The sequence below is a fragment of the Arthrospira sp. PCC 8006 genome (assembly GCF_046480465.1).
Classification (GTDB): Bacteria; Cyanobacteriota; Cyanobacteriia; order Cyanobacteriales; family Microcoleaceae; genus Limnospira; species Limnospira platensis.
Window position 1 is genome coordinate 1 of the sequence record NZ_PKGG01000110.1, and the last position, 16,767, is coordinate 16,767.

General features: G+C 43.6%; 14 protein-coding genes and 1 pseudogene. 11 read left to right on the plus strand and 4 right to left on the minus strand.

Annotation, left to right across the window (positions count from 1 at the left end; translation table 11 throughout):
• The coding region (locus B9T16_RS16030) for a Uma2 family endonuclease (RefSeq protein ID WP_410245236.1) at positions 1-502 on the minus strand (502 nt) is incomplete at its 3' end.
• Between the two features lie 304 nt (positions 503-806).
• Between B9T16_RS16030 and B9T16_RS16035 the strand changes: the two genes are divergently transcribed.
• From B9T16_RS16035 to B9T16_RS16050, 4 genes are read left to right on the plus strand one after another with little or no spacing between them, the layout of a single operon-like run.
• Positions 807-1,853, plus strand: coding sequence for an ABC transporter ATP-binding protein (locus tag B9T16_RS16035; RefSeq protein WP_410245237.1), 1,047 nt, complete (start codon positions 807-809; stop codon positions 1,851-1,853).
• 57 nt (positions 1,854-1,910) lie between these two features.
• Complete coding sequence (locus tag B9T16_RS16040) at positions 1,911-2,711, plus strand: ABC transporter permease (RefSeq protein WP_410245238.1); 801 nt, start codon at positions 1,911-1,913, stop codon at positions 2,709-2,711.
• An 8-nt stretch (positions 2,712-2,719) separates the two neighbouring features.
• The gene (locus tag B9T16_RS16045; protein WP_410245239.1) at positions 2,720-4,438 is read left to right on the plus strand and encodes a GldG family protein; all 1,719 of its coding nucleotides are present in this window, start codon (positions 2,720-2,722) and stop codon (positions 4,436-4,438) included.
• A gap of 26 nt (positions 4,439-4,464) precedes the next feature.
• Complete coding sequence (locus B9T16_RS16050; protein WP_410245240.1) at positions 4,465-5,169, plus strand: DUF4340 domain-containing protein; 705 nt, start codon at positions 4,465-4,467, stop codon at positions 5,167-5,169.
• 36 nt (positions 5,170-5,205) lie between these two features.
• Here B9T16_RS16050 and B9T16_RS16055 read toward each other — a convergent pair whose 3' ends face one another.
• Complete coding sequence (locus tag B9T16_RS16055; RefSeq protein WP_006617961.1) at positions 5,206-6,354, minus strand: hypothetical protein; 1,149 nt, start codon at positions 6,352-6,354, stop codon at positions 5,206-5,208.
• A 325-nt stretch (positions 6,355-6,679) separates the two neighbouring features.
• On the opposite strand from B9T16_RS16055, the gene B9T16_RS16060 reads away from it, so the two are divergent.
• Together B9T16_RS16060 and B9T16_RS16065 are read left to right on the plus strand one after the other, a co-directional pair.
• Positions 6,680-8,551 carry an ATP-binding protein gene (locus B9T16_RS16060; RefSeq protein ID WP_410245241.1) on the plus strand — a complete coding sequence of 624 codons (1,872 nt, stop codon included), beginning with the start codon at positions 6,680-6,682 and terminating at the stop codon, positions 8,549-8,551.
• A 56-nt stretch (positions 8,552-8,607) separates the two neighbouring features.
• Positions 8,608-9,279, plus strand: coding sequence for an N-acetylmannosamine-6-phosphate 2-epimerase (locus B9T16_RS16065; protein WP_410245242.1), 672 nt, complete (start codon positions 8,608-8,610; stop codon positions 9,277-9,279).
• On the opposite strand, the gene B9T16_RS16070 is transcribed toward B9T16_RS16065, so the two are convergent.
• Entirely contained in the window at positions 9,255-10,205 is a 951-nt protein-coding gene (locus B9T16_RS16070) for a ribonuclease Z (protein ID WP_410245243.1), read from the minus strand. The two genes, B9T16_RS16065 and B9T16_RS16070, sit on opposite strands and share 25 nt — an antisense overlap.
• Before the next feature lie 59 nt (positions 10,206-10,264).
• The gene (locus tag B9T16_RS16075; protein ID WP_410245244.1) at positions 10,265-11,734 is read right to left on the minus strand and encodes a phytoene desaturase; all 1,470 of its coding nucleotides are present in this window, start codon (positions 11,732-11,734) and stop codon (positions 10,265-10,267) included.
• 286 nt (positions 11,735-12,020) lie between these two features.
• Here B9T16_RS16075 and B9T16_RS16080 point away from each other — a divergent pair, with 286 nt between their 5' ends.
• The 5 genes and pseudogenes from B9T16_RS16080 to B9T16_RS16100 form a co-directional block, all read left to right on the plus strand.
• Positions 12,021-13,493 carry a hypothetical protein gene (locus tag B9T16_RS16080; protein WP_410245245.1) on the plus strand — a complete coding sequence of 491 codons (1,473 nt, stop codon included), beginning with the start codon at positions 12,021-12,023 and terminating at the stop codon, positions 13,491-13,493.
• A gap of 182 nt (positions 13,494-13,675) precedes the next feature.
• Positions 13,676-14,026 carry a hypothetical protein gene (locus B9T16_RS16085; protein WP_006617967.1) on the plus strand — a complete coding sequence of 117 codons (351 nt, stop codon included), beginning with the start codon at positions 13,676-13,678 and terminating at the stop codon, positions 14,024-14,026.
• A 109-nt stretch (positions 14,027-14,135) separates the two neighbouring features.
• Positions 14,136-15,665, plus strand: a complete 1,530-nt coding sequence (locus tag B9T16_RS16090) for an AAA family ATPase (protein WP_006617968.1) — start codon at positions 14,136-14,138, stop codon at positions 15,663-15,665.
• Between the two features lie 150 nt (positions 15,666-15,815).
• Positions 15,816-16,169, plus strand: coding sequence for a DUF1257 domain-containing protein (locus B9T16_RS16095; protein WP_006617969.1), 354 nt, complete (start codon positions 15,816-15,818; stop codon positions 16,167-16,169).
• A gap of 408 nt (positions 16,170-16,577) precedes the next feature.
• Positions 16,578-16,767 (plus strand): annotated as a pseudogene (locus B9T16_RS16100) (hypothetical protein); the annotation flags it as partial.

Here is a 16,767-nt window from a genome sequence, read left to right on the forward strand (position 1 = left end):
GATAGACTTCTACACTGGCTTTTTGGACTTCATAGATAGCATAGAAAGCCGGACGGATAACTTGTTCATATACCCAAAATTTACCGGGTTTTTGACGTTCTCCAGAAATTTGAGATAAGGGAGTGCGATCGCGTTCTTCGGAACCATCACCGGACACAAATTCTATGGCAATTAAAGGGGGGATATATTCCTGCCATAATACATAGGAACGTCTGAATTTTCCGTCGAGGCTGGGGGGAACGTTGGGAACATAAAACCAGTCTGGACATTCCGCCCCGCGTTCTGGGGGTTCTGTCAGCCGCCAATAGATACCACAATCTTGACCTATAGCATATTGCTGGTCTGGGTGTATACTATCTAGTTTTGATTGAATGGAATCAGTCAATAAGATACTTTGGGGATGCTCCTGAAAGTTTTTCACAAAAGTACCGTCGGAGTCGGGGAGTTGGGTATGATCGGGAAGGGTAGTAATTCCCTGTTCTGATGATTGGGCGATGGTCATAGTCAGTAGTTTCTCATCGCAGTTTATGGCAAATAGTATAGCATTTTGATAGGGTTTGAGAGGGTCTACGCCTATTGTGAAACACCGTTAAAACTAACATCGTCGCCTTTAAGGAATAATTAGGGGTTGACAAGGGGAGGAGCGATCGCCTAGATTAAATCTACCAGCGTGGCGTAGCTATACTCATGACTAAAAAATCAACACAAGAAGCAAGAGGGGAAAACTGAACCAAGAAATAATCAGGAAAGTCCCGAAATCAGTTAATGTTAAAGGTGATTATTCCCAGACCGATAGCACATAACCCATGATTGAAGTTGAGAATCTGTGCAAAATTTATGGCACAACTCCAGCCATTGAGGATGTATCCTTTTCTGTGAAAGCGGGGGAAATCTTAGGGTTTTTGGGACCCAATGGCGCAGGAAAGACTACCACTCTCCGTATTTTATCAGGCTATTTACCAGCCACAAATGGAACAGCCCGAATTGCTGGATATGAAGTCCACGAACAATCAATGGCGGTGCGGGAGAGAATTGGCTACCTGCCGGAAACACCCCCATTGTACCCTGATATGACGGTTGAGGGTTTTCTGCATTTTGTGGCGAGGATTAAACGGGTGGCGGCGGGCGATCGCCCTTTACGAGTAGAAGCGGCTATGGAACGCTGCGGTATATTGGATCGCCGCCGGAGTCTAATTCGTAAACTATCTAAAGGCTATCGTCAGCGGGTGGGAATAGCTCAGGCGATCGTGCATGACCCACCTGTGATAGTGTTAGACGAGCCGACAGTGGGGTTAGATCCGCGCCAAATCATCGAAGTGCGGAATTTAATCAAGAGTCTAGCCGGAGACCATACGATTATCCTATCTACCCATATTTTACCTGAAGTAAGCATGACCTGTAGCCAGGTGGTAATTATCAATAAGGGTCAAATTGTAGCGACCGGAACTCCAGAGAATCTTATGGAGAAGTTGACGGCGGGAGCAGGGTATGAGATAGAAGTAGAGGGAGAAATAGAAGGGGAAACCCTAAATTCTCTGTTAGCAGTTCCTGGAGTCAAAATAGTTGACCTATTACCAACATCTCCCACTGAACCACGCCAGCGGTTACAGGTTGTCTGTGACACTACCAGGGAACCCGGACCTGAGCTGATAGCAGCCTGTGTGACTGAGGGAATAAAAGTTTATGAAATGCGGCGCACTCGTGCTAGTTTAGAGGATGTTTTCTTAACTCTTACCTCCCAAGAAGAAGCGACGATCGCACGATCGCCTTCTGAGGATGAACCCGAGTCTGAGGAGATAGCCAAAGACCAGCTAGAAGAAGACCAGCCAGAAGAAGAAACAGTTGATAATTAATAGTTAGCTACGGATGATTGCTCCGGTTCTGCTTAAACTTTAAACTGATATTAAACTATGCTAGTCGTTTTTAGTAATATCATCGCCATCTATCGCAAAGAACTCCAGGGATATTTTGCCTCTCCGTTGGCTTATGCGATCGCCGGAATTTTTTGGCTACTAACTGGATACTTTTTGATCGCTATTCTGTTAGGACCTGATGGACTGATTCAACAAGTAGCTTTGAGAGATCAAATGGGTTTAACGGAACCGCCCATTGATTTATCCTATGAGTTTCTGCAAGTATTTTTGAGGCTTATGGGAACCATATCTCTGCTTGTGCTGCCTATGTTATCAATGGGATTATATGCAGAAGAACGCAAACGCGGAACCCTAGAACTGTTGGCGACTTCTCCGATTACTAACTGGGGAGTAGCTACGGGAAAATTACTAGGAGTTATCACCTTCTATAGTACCATGATTTTACCGCTGTTTGTGCTACAGGCGATCGCCTTGAGCGTATCTAGCCCTCCCATGTCTCCGGGGATTATGATAGTCTCTCATCTGGGGTTAATTTTGCTGGCTGCTGGTGTGTTATCCCTGGGAATGTTTATTTCTTCCCTAACCGATAGCACCTTACTTTCGGCGATAGGTACTTTTGCCTTAGTGCTATTTTTATGGGTTGTCGATATCATTGGTCAAGCTGTAGGAGGACCCCTAGGAGATGCTCTCTCCCATTTATCATTAATCTCTAATTATATTAATTTAGTACAAGGGGTTATTGAGATCAGGAGTTTGGTGTTGTTTGGCAGTTATGTAGTTTTAGGGGTGTTTCTCACCGCCCAGTCTATTGATGCGTTTCGCTTTCAGCGATCGTAAAATTTTTTATGAAAAAAAATCGAATTCTTTGGCAAGTTTTTAAATACTCATTTTGGCTAGGTCCCATGATGGCGATCGCTGGTTTATCAGCGGGTTTCGTATCGGGAATATGGCAGCCAGTTCCCCTAGCTTTAATCATCACTGGGGTGGTAATTATCGGGGTGTGGTTAGTCCTAAAAGGTTATTGGGAAACTGACCTAAAAGACAAACGATTACAGAATCGTCGGTCTACTCAAGCCGGGACTAACGCCCTAGTGGCAACAGTTTCCGTGATTGTAATTATCGCCTCAATTAATATTATTGCAGTACGGAACCCAGTTCGCATTGACTTAACTGAAAATCAACAATTTACCCTCGCACCCCAAACCCAAACTATCGTTACCAACCTTCCTGAACCCTTAAAAGTTTGGGTATTTGACCCGACCCAAAATCCTCAAACTAAATCATTATTAGACCGCTACCGAGAAAAGAACCCAGCCTTATTTAGTTACGAGTTTATTGATCCACAAATGCAACCAGGTCTAGCCCAAGAATTTGGGGTGAGAAATTTTGGTGAAATTCATCTGGAAGCCGGAAGCCGTCGCCAACTTATTCGCCGGGAAGGAAGACAACCACTAACGGAAGTTACATTAACTAATAGTATTGAACAAATTTTTAGCGATCGCACTTCCCAAATTTATTTCCTCCAAGGTCACGGACAAAGACCACTTCAAGCCGGACAAGGAGGCTTTCAACAGGCTGTTGATAGTCTAAAAGAAAGAAATTTTGTAGTTGAACCTCTCAACCTAGCACAAGCCACAGGAATTCCCGAAAATGCCAATGTGATTGTGGTAGCAGGTCCTCAACAAAAGCTATTTGAAGGGGAAGTTAACGCCTTAATTGATTTCCTTGACAATGGCGGCGGTTTGCTATTAATGCTAGACCCGAAAACTGACCCAGGGTTAGATAATTTATTGGATAAATGGGGAGTAAAATTAGACGATCGCATTGCTATTGACGCAACTGGTAGCGGTCGATTAGTTGGTTTAGGTCTCACAGTTCCCATTGTCCGCGAATATGGCGATCATCCTATTACTAGAGATTTTGGTAATAATATATCTCTGTTTCCGTCAGCGCGTCCTGTGGAAACTCGCCCCGTAGACGGAATTACTGAAACTCCCATAATTTGGACAGATACACAAAGTTGGGCGGAAAGTAATTTAGTAGAGGGAAGATTAGAATTTAACCCGGAAACAGATCGCGAAGGTCCTCTATCTTTGGGAGTGGCTTTAACCCGAGTTTTAAACCCCCAAGAAACTCCCACGGCGGAAACTACCGAAACTGAGGAAACCACAGAAACTCCCACGGCGGAAACTGCGGAAACTGCGGAAACTGCGGAAACTACCGAAACTGAGGAAACTGCGGAAACTGCGGAAACTGAGGAAACCACAGACACCGAGGAAACCACAGCCACTGCTCAAGAAGCCAGACTGGTAGTATTCGGAAACTCTCAATTTGCGACTGATGGCTGGCTTGAACAACAACTCAATAGAGATATATTTGTAAATACTATTGTTTGGCTGAGTCAACCAGACCAAGAAGTGTTATCTATCGGGGTTAAATCTGTTACTAGCCGTCGGATTTTGATGACTCCCCCATTAGGTCGGTTGTTAAGTTGGATGGCTTTAGTGATTTTCCCGTTCATGGGATTTGCTGTATCAGCTTTCCTCTGGTGGCGGCGACGATAAAATGGCATTGATGTGGAGGTTTAGTTATGAAATTGCAGCAATCAACCCGGATTTTAATGATTATTGCTTTGGTATTAGCGGGGGGTGTTTATGTGGTAGAAATTCGCGGAAAATCTCAACAGCAAGAAATCCAAGCTAGACAAGATCGGATTTTTGATGTTTCTCAAGATGATATCCAATCTCTGGTTATAGAAACAGGCGATCGCACTTTAAAAATTCAACGAGTTGGGGAAGATGAAACTGATGCAATCACCCCCTGGAAAATGCTTGAACCTATGGAATATCCCGCTAATATTGCGAGGGTGAATGCCGTTTTAAATCAATTGGTAAATAGCCAGAGAATTGCATCTAATCCTAACTCAGGTATTAGGAAATTAACCATTTCTAAATCACAATTAGAGGATTATGGATTGGTTGATCCTCAAGATTCGATCCAAATTCAACTACGAGATGAAACTACTCATCGCCTAGTTTTGGGTAAGTCTGATTTTAGTGGTGATGCAATTTATGCAATGACCAATCCTCCCGAAACTTTACCAGAAAATATCTCGATTTTAGTGATTTCTAAGACGGCGCGAGATGCTATTAGTCACCCCCTAGATGAGTGGATTATGGCTAAAGATTCCGAAGATTTATTATCTCCAGAAACTCCCACGGAAACTCCCACGGAAACTCCTACGGAAACTCCCACCGAAGTGGAGACAGAAGAAGTTGACACCCCAGAAACATAAAATCAGATAGTAGCCGACTGTATTAACTATATGCAATTAATTATTATTCGATAGGTTCGGAATTAGATTAGTTAAACCTAGATTAGGGTTTTCTAGTAGTTGATCCAATTCAGCGATCGCCATTTCAGCGCGTTGAGTGTTTAAAATCATTTTGCGGGTAACTTCGTCTTCTTTATGAGCGATATCTTTCAGGTTATTAATATGAACTTTAAAATGACTAGAAACATTATTCATTTGTTGGCTTAAATCAAGAGTTTGTTTAACCAGTCGATTCATTTCTAGGTTAATTTGACTTAAAACTGTTTGATTAGTCGAACTTTGTTGATAAGTTAAAACCGAAGCCTGTACCGAGAGATATCGGACTTTTTGGACAATTTCCGCCATAATTGTCGAAGCGGAATTAATAGTTTCCAAATCCCTAGAAATATTTTTAATCACTGACTCTAAATCTTCCGAATTTTTATGAATAGAATTAGCGCCGATAAAAATTGCATGAAATTCGCGATGACTTTCCTTAGAAACCAGCCGACCAGTCTGGACAATTTCTTGATAAATTTTGAGGATTTTTTGATAATGTTGATTAATGGCATTTTCTCTTTCTATAAAACGACTTTGATATAGCTTTTTCATAATATTTTTCTCAATATTGAGATTATGATTCGCCTCATTAATCCGTTGTTTTTCCTGATTTAACAGGTTAAAATACTTCTGCTTTGTCTGTTCTTGCTGTTCAATTATTTGACGAGATTTCTGTAAAATTAAGGTTTGGGCTTGACAAAGAATCCGAAAATCTATCAACCGAAATTCATGGTGATCACAGATGAGGACAATAGGCTCATAAATCAGATTAATAGACCGATTCATCGCCAGTTGTACTGCTTCATTAATGGGCGTATCTGACGACAACATCAGGGGAGGAATCCGGGTAAAATCTAAGAGTTTCTGAATGGGGTGGTTGCTGTAGATTTCCTCCCAATTAGGTAAATAGATTTTTTCTAAAAATTTGCTGCGGGAAATCATCCCTATTAATTCGGAATCGTCGATAATTAATACACCGGGAAGTTCGGGATTTTGGTAGAGTTCTTTAGCTACAATATCTGATCTAGTCACCGAACTAACCTGATAATTATGGGATGCTAGGTCGGCGAGAGTTGAGTTAAGGGTGAGGGATAATTGCTGAGTCATAAAGTTATATTTTTTAGACAAATACAATCAAACCAGGTCGAAGCGGTGATCGCCATTGGAGATAGGCTTAATCGTTGAGGTCAAAAAAGTGGATCAGCCTACCAGAGAATCTGATAGCCACTATCACACAAAATATTAAAACAATATTGCAACAAATCTGACCCTGAAAACGCCTACATCAGCCACCTGGAGAGAGAAAAACCCTGAATCGAACCCTGATCAGAAGCGATCTAAATGAGGTAGAGTGGTTTGGTGCTATCTTTAGAGTGTACAGCAAAAATCTGTGTTTGCTTAAATCTGTGCGATCGCAATATTTACTAAGCCTGTGGATGATTCCCTAAATAAGCAACTGGAAAGAGAGCGACTTTTAAATCAAGTGACGACCCAGATTCGCCAGAGTCTTGACCTGTCGGTAATTTTGTCAACCGCAGTCGAACAGTTGCGCGAATTTTTGCAGGTTGATCGTCTGGTGATTTATCAGTTAAACACCTATCATGTCCAGACCGGTGATCATCCTAAAGACCTATCTCCTGAATTAGAAGAACCCGACTTAAATACCGAAATCTCCACCCCAGAAGCCGATCGCCATGATCCGATTCACGGAAGTATTACCTATGAGGCTAAATCTTCTGATGCGATCACCTCACTCCTAGACTGGGACCAAGCCGATCGCTGCTTTGCTCAAGTTCCCGAATATCAACAATACTATCAAAAATCTATCATCCATTGCATCCCTAATATTAAACTGCACTATCAGTCATCCCCGGAATTGTATGCGATTTTACAACAAAAGCAGGTTATGGCGCAACTGGTGGCTCCAATTTTAGTACAAAAACAGCTTTGGGGTCTATTAATTGCTCATCAGTGTTTTAGCGATCGTCAATGGAAAGAAACCGAGCAAAAATTTATTAGTAAAATTACTCAACATCTATCGATCGCTATCTATCAAGCCCAACTGTACGCCCAAGTTCAGCAACAAAAACAAACCTTAGAAAGACGGGTTAAAGAACGCACCCAAGCCCTTCATGATGCCCTCTTAGCCGCTCAATGTGCTAACCGTGCTAAAAGTGAATTTTTAGCCACTATGAGTCATGAATTACGAACACCCCTCACCCATGTAATTGGCATTTCATCGACTTTATTGAGATTATATAGTCAGCCTGAGAATTTTCCCGCCCTACCCCTCGAAAAGCAAAAACATTATCTGCAAACTATTCACGATAGCGGCGAAAATCTACTGGCTTTGATTAATGATATTCTCGATCTATCCCAAGTTGAATCTGGTAAAACCGTCCTGAAAATTAGCCAATTCTCCCTGGGAAAAATGGCGCAACAATGTTTACATACTTTGCGAGATTTTGCTAAAGAAAAAGGAGTTCATGTCAACTTACAAATTAAGGTTGATCAAGACCTTTTTCGGGCAGACTATCGCCGGGTTAGACAAATTTTGCTCAACCTATTAAGTAATGCTATTAAGTTTACCCCTAAAGGTGGTCGCGTCACCCTCACAGTTTCCCGGAAAGACAAAATGGCTATCTTTCAAGTTAAAGATACTGGTATCGGCATTTCTAAAGAACAACAGTCCCTATTATTCGAGAAGTTTCAACAATTAGATTCTCCCTACCGCCGCCAATATGGTGGGACGGGTTTAGGGTTGGCTTTGACTAAGCAATTGGTGGAGTTACATGGCGGTAGCATTCAATTTGAATCGGTCATTGGCTTAGGTACTAAATTTACGGTTTACATCCCTATTCAACCTTTAATTGACAAAAATAATTCTAATTACAAAACCTCTCTGCCGTCTATGTATACAGATAGTCCTCAAGGTAGATTAGTCTTGATTGAAGATGATGAGGAAACCGCGACTTTAATCTGTGAATTACTAACAGCAGCCGGTTATCAAGTGGTATGGTTGATGGATGGTTTAACGGCTTTGGCAACTATTGAACTTCTTAAACCAGATGCGATTTTGATGGATTTACATATTTCAGGACAAGATGGTTATGATATTGTTCGTCATCTTAGGGAAGATGCCACTACCCAGAAAATTAAAATTGTTGCCCTTACTACCAACAGCGATGAACAGGAACAATCCTTACAATTCGGGGTTGATAAATGTTTGAATAAACCTATATTACCTAATCAACTACTGAATCAAATCGAATCCTTAAACCTGGGCAAAAATTATGATGATTAAATTGATGCAATAGCTGTTATAATTTAACCAGGATTATTGGTATCTAAAAAATATCTATGTTAACCCTTCCGTCTGGCTTAATTGTATCTTGTCAAGCCCCTGTTGACTCCCCCTTACATGACCCGGAAATTATCGCAGCGATCGCCAAAACGGCAGTTAAACGGGGGGCGGTAGGGGTGCGAATTGATACCCCCGCCCATATCGCGGCGGTGCGCCAACAGGTCGCTCAACCCATTATCGGGCTATGGAAACGACAATTTCCGGGGTTTTCTGTTTATATTACACCTCGGTTTGAAGAGGCGGCGGCGATCGCTCAAGCTGGGGCTGATATTATTGCCATTGATGCGACTTTAAGAAACCGCCCCGAAGGGGAAACTGTGCCATCTTTAATCGCCCAAATTCATCAAAAATTAGCTAAACCAGTAATGGCTGATATAGATACTTTAGCAGCAGCAATAGCAGCGGTTGAAGCGGGGGCGGACTGTGTTGGAACCACTCTCTATGGCTACACAGAGGCGACTAAACACCTATCGCCCCCAGGTTTTGAACTTCTTAGTCAATTGGTTAAACAGCTTGATTGTCCGGTGATTTGCGAGGGGGGTATTAGTTCCCCGACTTTCGCTAAACAGGCGATCGCTTTGGGCGCTAATGCGATCGTGGTCGGAACAGCTATTACTGGTATTGATTACCTAGTACAGGGATTTCAAGAAGCTATTACTAATTCCTGATTTCTGGGAATGTCATAACTCATAAAATCATAGGCCATTTTGGTATTGGGAAAAATTGCCCTAGCTTCCTTTAACAAATCCTCCAAAACTATATCATTTCCCGGTGCATAGCGGGGGCTAAAATGCGTCATTAATAGAGTTTTGACCCCCGCAGCCAAAGCCACCTGCGCCGCCATTGTAGAGGTAGAATGCAGTCGCTGAAATGCCATGTCAGCATCAAGATGAGAAAATGTAGCCTCATGTATGAGAACATCCGCACCATCAGCTAATTCGATCGCCCCATCACACAAGACGGTATCCGTACAATAAACAAATTTACGGCCGATTTCTGGTTTTCCACAAAGAGCAGAACCATTAATTTGACGACCATCTGGAAGGGTGACGATTTCCCCATTTTTCAGTTTACCATAAATCGGTCCGGGTGGAATCCCCAAGGCTTGAGCTTTTTCGACATAAAAACGTCCGGGGCGTTCCTTTTCTTCGATCCGATATCCAAAGGCGGGAACTCGATGTTTGAGAGGTCCACAACTGACAATATATTCCTCGTCTTCGTAAATTATTCCCGGTTTAACGCGATGGACTTTTACCGGATAAGAAAAGTGGGTTTGAGAATAGCGAGTGCAGGATTTTAAGTAATCTTCTAATTCAGGGGGTCCGTAGATATCTATGCGGTTAGCATTTCCGGCTAAACCACAGGTGGCTAGTAATCCCATTAAACCAAAAATATGATCACCGTGCATATGGGTGATGAAAATACGACTGAGTTGGCTGACTTTTAATTCACTACGCAAAAACTGATGTTGGGTTCCTTCTCCGCAGTCAAATAACCAAAGTTCTGCCCTTTGGGGAAGACGTAGGGCGATACTCGAAACATTTCGCGATCGCGTGGGAACTCCTGAACTTGTGCCTAAAAATGTAATCTGCAAAATGGCTACTCCTTTAATTTCAGCTTGGCGATTTTAGTTAATTTGTGTCCGTTTTAAAATCACGCTTTCCCCACTAAATCAGATACAATTTTAGCCGAACTTATCACTCCGGGAATACCAGCGCCCGGATGAGTTCCCGCCCCGACAAAATACAGATTAGGGATATCTTCACTCACATTATGGGGACGAAACCAAGCCGACTGCATTAAGGTGGGTTCTAGGGAAAATGCACTTCCTAAATAGCTGTTTAGGGTATTTTGAAAATGCAGAGGGTCTATACAATTTTCGGTGACAATATGTTGGGATAAATTGGGCATATATTGATTTTCTAAAAATTGAATTAAGCGATCGCGATAGGGTTTTGCCATGATTTTCCAGTCCGTATCTCCTGCTAAATTAGGAACTGGAGATAGCACATACCAACAATCACAACCCGCTGGCGCTAAGGATGGATCAGTGGCAGTAGGACGGTGTAAATACAGAGAAAAATCTGATGATAGGTGTTTTCGCCTAAACAAATCATCCATTAATTCTCGATAATTTGGCCCCATGATAATTTCATGGTGTGCCATATTATTATAACGTCTATTGGTGCCAAAGTAAACTACAAATAGAGAAATTGAATGGCGCAGGCTTTTAATTTGGCGATCGCTATATTTTCTCCTAAATTTGGGTGAGATTAAATTGAGATAAGTAAACGCCACATCACCATTACTCACTACCGCCTCAGCTTCTAACATTTCCTGGCTCTTCAAAATCACGCCTTTGGCTTTTCTGGTGTCTTCATCAATCACAATTTCCTCAACTTCCGCATTGAGACATAAAACCCCCCCTATCTCCTCAAAAAGTCGCACCAAAGCCGCCACCAAAGCCCCCGTCCCCCCCATAGCAAACCAAATCCCAAAAACCTGTTCAAGTTTATGAATCATGGCATAAATCGATGTACTATTAAAAGGATTTCCACCAATCAATAAAGGATGAAAACTAAACACCTGGCGTAACCGTTCATCCTGTATATATTGATTCACAAATCCCGCCACGGATTTATAGGATTGAAGTTGTATCATGGCTGGCGCAACTTTGAGCATCTCCCTAAATTTATGAAAAGGTTTAGTCATCAAAGGCAATCCTTTACTAAAGACTAAATCCGCCGCCCGACAGAATTGTTGATATCCCTGTACATCCCCAGGATTAAACTCTCGAATTTGCTCGATAAGTTCCTGATAATTATCATTATAGTTAAATACTGAATCATCGGGAAATCTGATCCGATAAAAAGGGTCAAGTTTGACTAATTTTACATAATCAGACATGGAGCGATCGGCTAAAGTAAATAAATCCTCAATTAACCCAGGTGCGGTAATAATGGTAGGACCACCATCAAAGGTAAAACCATCCTGTTGATAGCAATAAGCCCGCCCTCCGGGTTTATCTCGCTTCTCCAAAATAGTTACTTGATGACCTAAAGCCTGTAACCGAATCCCCGCCGCCAGTCCGCCTAAGCCACTCCCAATAATGATAATATTCATGAGTCTAGTCAATTCCAGTTAATAGTTACCATAATATCCTAAAACATGTAATAATAAACAAGTGGTAAATAGAGACGTTTACCAATAGCCGAGCCTAATGGTTCCCAATTAAGCTAACTTAAAGAGTGCGATCGCCCTTGGCGATCCTTCCCCACAATTGGAGCCTGAGCCGACATAATTAGGTAAGCAGATAGGAAATCAAACCCTTATCAAAATTAGTGGCTTCTCCAGACGGAAAAGTTAAAACCCAACTGGTCTGTATTCAGCGTCATTTGTCAAAACATCGATGAGTAGATTCTATAGTCTCCGGTTCACCACCCAAATTTTAGCCCTGTTGCCGATGGTACTTATGGCTGGATGTTCCCAGTCTCAACAGTCGGCTACACTTAGCCAAGTATCGGAAAAAGCGATCGCCGCCCAGGTGTCTGAATCAGAATCAGTCCCCAATGCGATCGCCCGGTCAGCAAATCAAATTATATCCAAATCCAATCACTGCGTCGAAACCAACCCCTTTGATGAATCAGTGCGTTTTGCTCTGAGAGCCTCCAATTTAGCCCAAAGCGCCCGCAGCAAGGAAGATTGGGACGAAGTAGCCCGTCAATGGGTGCAAGCCGTAGCATGGATGCAAGCCGTCCCACCCCGCAGTCCCCGGCGCAGCTTTGCCGAAAGAAAAGTAGTAGAGTATATGCGTAACCTGACCTACTCCCAACAACAAGCCGCCAGAAGTAGGTCAGTAAGCGCTTTTCCCAGTTTTGACAGCGAACTTTTCGATCGCCAATTAGAACTATATCTATCCTATTTAAGCACTGTTGGCACGCCAGACATTTTAATTGTCGGCAGTTCCCGCGCCCTTCAGGGAGTAGATCCTAATCAAATGCAGCGTTCCCTCACAGCTAGAGGCTACGGAAACCTAAGAATTTTCAACTTTGGTATCAACGGCGCTACAGCCCAGTTAGTAAACTATTTAATTAGGGAAATCTTACCCCCAGAGCATTTACCTCCGATGATTCTGTGGGCTGACGGAGTGCGAGCCTTTAATAGTGGTCGTTTTGATCGCACCTTTGCAGCAGTTTTAGCATCTGCGGGACATCAACGCATAGGTTCTGGTATCCGCCCCCAACTAGCCCAAGCACAACCTTACCCAACCACCTGTCACGAGTTCCCAGCGCTTTGTGTGGCTAGGGGGTCAAAATTCAATTTTTACCAAGCCAAGCCGGATATCACCTTAGATCCGATCATGGGGGACTCATCAGCAGACTGGGAACTAACAGATTTAGTCTATCGCTCTGGACAACAGCCCGTTAATCTCACTCCCATATCTCTTGATAACATTGATGCTCAAGGATTCCTACCCCTAAGCGATCGCTATAATCCTAATACCTATTATCAACGTCGTCCTTATGTCTCAGGTCGGTATGACGGAGACTATCAATCATTTAACCTAGAGGGAGTACAAGCGAGAGCCTTTGATTCTGTCGTCGCCTTTACTCGCGGCCGCAATATTTCCCTAGTCTTGGTTAACCTTCCCCTCACCCAAGGCTATTTAGACTCTGTGCGCTGGTCTGCGGAACGTCAATTCCGCGATCGGATGATCTACTTTTCCCGACAGCAAGGGTTCCTGTTTGTTGACCTCTCCCACCAGGCTCTCACCCAATACGATTATTTTGTAGACCCTAGCCACCTCAACCGTTACGGCGCAAGGGCTGTATCTCAAAAATTAGTCGCTGAACCCTCTATTCCCTGGCCCCGGAGAAACTGAGCGATCGCTACCCCAGCCCTGTGCCGTCAATTTACCCACCCCACCAGTGGTTTTTTGGTTTTTTTGGGGATAATTGTAACGAAATATTACAAGTTTGACGTTATAGCAGCATAACTGCTTGACATCTCAAAAAATACCCGCTATGTTGTCATACATACCCGGGTACACAAGTTCACTGTCCTATGCAAAGTAAGCAAAAGGTAACACTCTATATTCCACCTCAACTGCATCGCCAACTCAAAATCAAGGCAGCAGTTGAATCGGAACCAATGTCCGCTCTAGCTGAAAAAGCTCTTGTCTTCTATCTAACCCACCCAGAAATCGTAGATGAGTTAGAAGGACTACGCGGACACACCCACCAGGTTTATGCCTGTCCCGAATGTGCCAGTTCTGTGGTCATAGACCAAGGCGAATTGGTATCACTCAAGAACCAACCCACTGTACTGTCGGACGAAGAAATTTCGGTTACGCAAGTGCGAGAAGTGGGTCCAACCACTGCCCACACAGGGGAAGAAGAACTCGTTCCCTGTTGAGGAAGTCAAAAAACCTAGCTTCGATGATAGTGCGATGTCGTGCTCACAATCGGATATGGGGAAACACCATTAGTAAACGTTGTACCGTCTCTACCCTGGATCGAGGACTATGCAAGAAGAACTTAGTATCCTAATTGAAGCTCGATATCCTCTGATCTACCTCGTGACTTTCGAGGAGGAGCGGTCTGAGCAGGCGATCGCCACCATTGCACAGAACTCGAAGCGCCAGCGGGAAGTATACGTTTGGACAGTAACAAGGGGACTGACCCAATACAGCAAGGATCAAGCCCGTAACACAGTACAGTCTAACACGGTATCACCGCAATCGGCGATCGAATGGGTAATTCGGCACAGAGAGCCAAATGCTAGTGGCAGTATTTACATCTTTAAGGACTTGCACCCCTTTAAGGATTCTCCAGAAGTAACCCGGTGTTTACGCGATGCGATCGCTAACTTCAAAAACACAAACAAGACAATCATCTTGATGTCTCCAGTGCAAGAAGTACCCATCGAGCTAGAAAAGGAAGTAGTGGTCCTTGACTTCCCCCTACCGGACATGACAGAACTCAATCAGGTACTGTCTGCCCAACTTGAGCAGAGCCGTTCTAAGCGCATCAACACCGAAACCAGGGAAAAGCTCCTGAAAGCTACCCTAGGTTTAACAAAAGATGAAGCTGAGAAAGTTTACCGCAAAGCCCATGTAACTGCAGGTAAGCTAACTGATAAAGAGGTTGAAATTGTTCTGTCTGAGAAAAAACAACTCATTCGGCGCAATGGCATCCTAGAGTTCATAGATGTTGATGAAACCATTGATGCCGTTGGGGGCTTAGAAGAGCTGAAACACTGGTTACAGCAGCGTTCTAATGCCTTTACCGAACGAGCCAGAGAGTATGGTCTACCCCAACCCAAAGGGATGCTAATTTTGGGAATTCCCGGTTGCGGAAAATCCCTGATAGCTAAAACTACATCTAGGCTGTGGGGTTTACCCCTGTTGCGATTAGATATGGGTCGGGTCTACGATGGCTCTATGGTAGGGCGATCGGAAGCCAACCTTCGTAACGCCCTCAAAACGGCAGAATCCATTTCTCCAGCCATCCTATTCATCGATGAATTAGACAAATCCTTTGCCGGAGGCAGTGGCTCTGCTGATTCAGACGGTGGCACATCTAGCCGCATCTTTGGTTCATTCCTAACCTGGATGCAAGAGAAAGAATCCCCCGTGTTCGTTATGGCAACCGCCAACCGAGTCGAAAGGCTTCCCGGTGAGTTCCTCAGAAAAGGACGATTTGACGAAATCTTTTTTGTAGACTTACCCACCAAGGAAGAACGACAAGCTATTTTTAAGATTCACCTCTCCAAACGTCGCTCAGATATTGATCGCTTTGATATCGATCAGCTCTCTACCATATCTGAAGGCTTCTCAGGAGCGGAAATTGAGCAAGCCTTAGTCGCTGCCATGTATGAGGCATTTGCTCAGGATCGCGAGTTTACGCAGCTTGACATTATCGCCGCCATTAAGGCAACCCTACCCCTGTCAAAAACGATGAAGGAACAGGTCACAGCGCTACGAGACTGGGCCAGACAGCGGGCGCGACCGGCTGCGTCCTCCGTCGCTGAATATCAGCGCATGGAGTTCTAACAGGCTTTCTCCTGGTCCAAACAGGAGTAAAGGCTAGCATATTCGCTAGCAGTTTCTATCACAATCGTCTTTGCATCCCACGAAGAGCGATTACAGTTCAAATCAAAACCGTTGTTGTTTCGTTTTTAGTTCCACTAGGAGGATACCTAAATGTCTCACTTTAGCACACTGCGTACCAAGATCACCGATGCCGAAATCCTGAAATCTTCTCTGCGTGATCTGGGTATCTCTGTGAATTCCAACGCTGACGTTCGCGGTTACAACGGCCAGCGCGTCCGTGCCGACTTGGTTGCCGTCCTTGATGGCGAGTATGACCTGGGTTGGTCTCGCAATAGCGATGGAAGCTACGATTTGATCGCTGACCTGTGGGGTGTTGCTAAAAAACACAACCAAACTGAGTTGATCAACTCTATCAATCAAAAATACGCCGTTAACAAGACTTTGGCTGATGTTAAACAGCGTGGTCTCCAAGGCGCAAACGTCAAACTGGTTGTTCAAAAATAGAATCTCTGAGCGTTCCCAAGCTGGCGGGTTAACCATAATGACGGGTTAGCCCGTTTTTTGTGTGGCTAGTTAATTTAACCATGGAAACAGCCCTGACCATGCTACCATCTTGGTTTTGGGCGGGTTTATTAACATCAACGGGGTGATTATCCCATTGACTTCATGGCTTTATATGGTCCAAATCAGCTATTAAATGAAAAGGGATGAACGAGCTATAATTGAACGTCAGCAGACGGAAATGGCAGAGGGAGTATTTGAAAACTTGACAACGGTTTGATTTGGGGATATCGACCGGATACTCGTGAACACCCGAGCCGGTTGGCTAGATTCGTCGCGATCACCCATTCTTGATTAGCCCTAGCTCCAGGGTAGAATCTGGTAGGTAATGGTAAAAAAAGAAACATAGCCATGGAACTTCACTTAGAATCAACCTTTCATTTATCAAACCTGGATCTTTCTTATTCTAAATTAGATGATTTGCAAGTTACCCGAATCGATACTACTGTCAAAATTGACGGTAGTATCGATTTATCAAAAGAAGAATTAGAGGAAAGATGGGCATCGGGAGATTACCCGGAACCCATTGAGATTGGCAGAA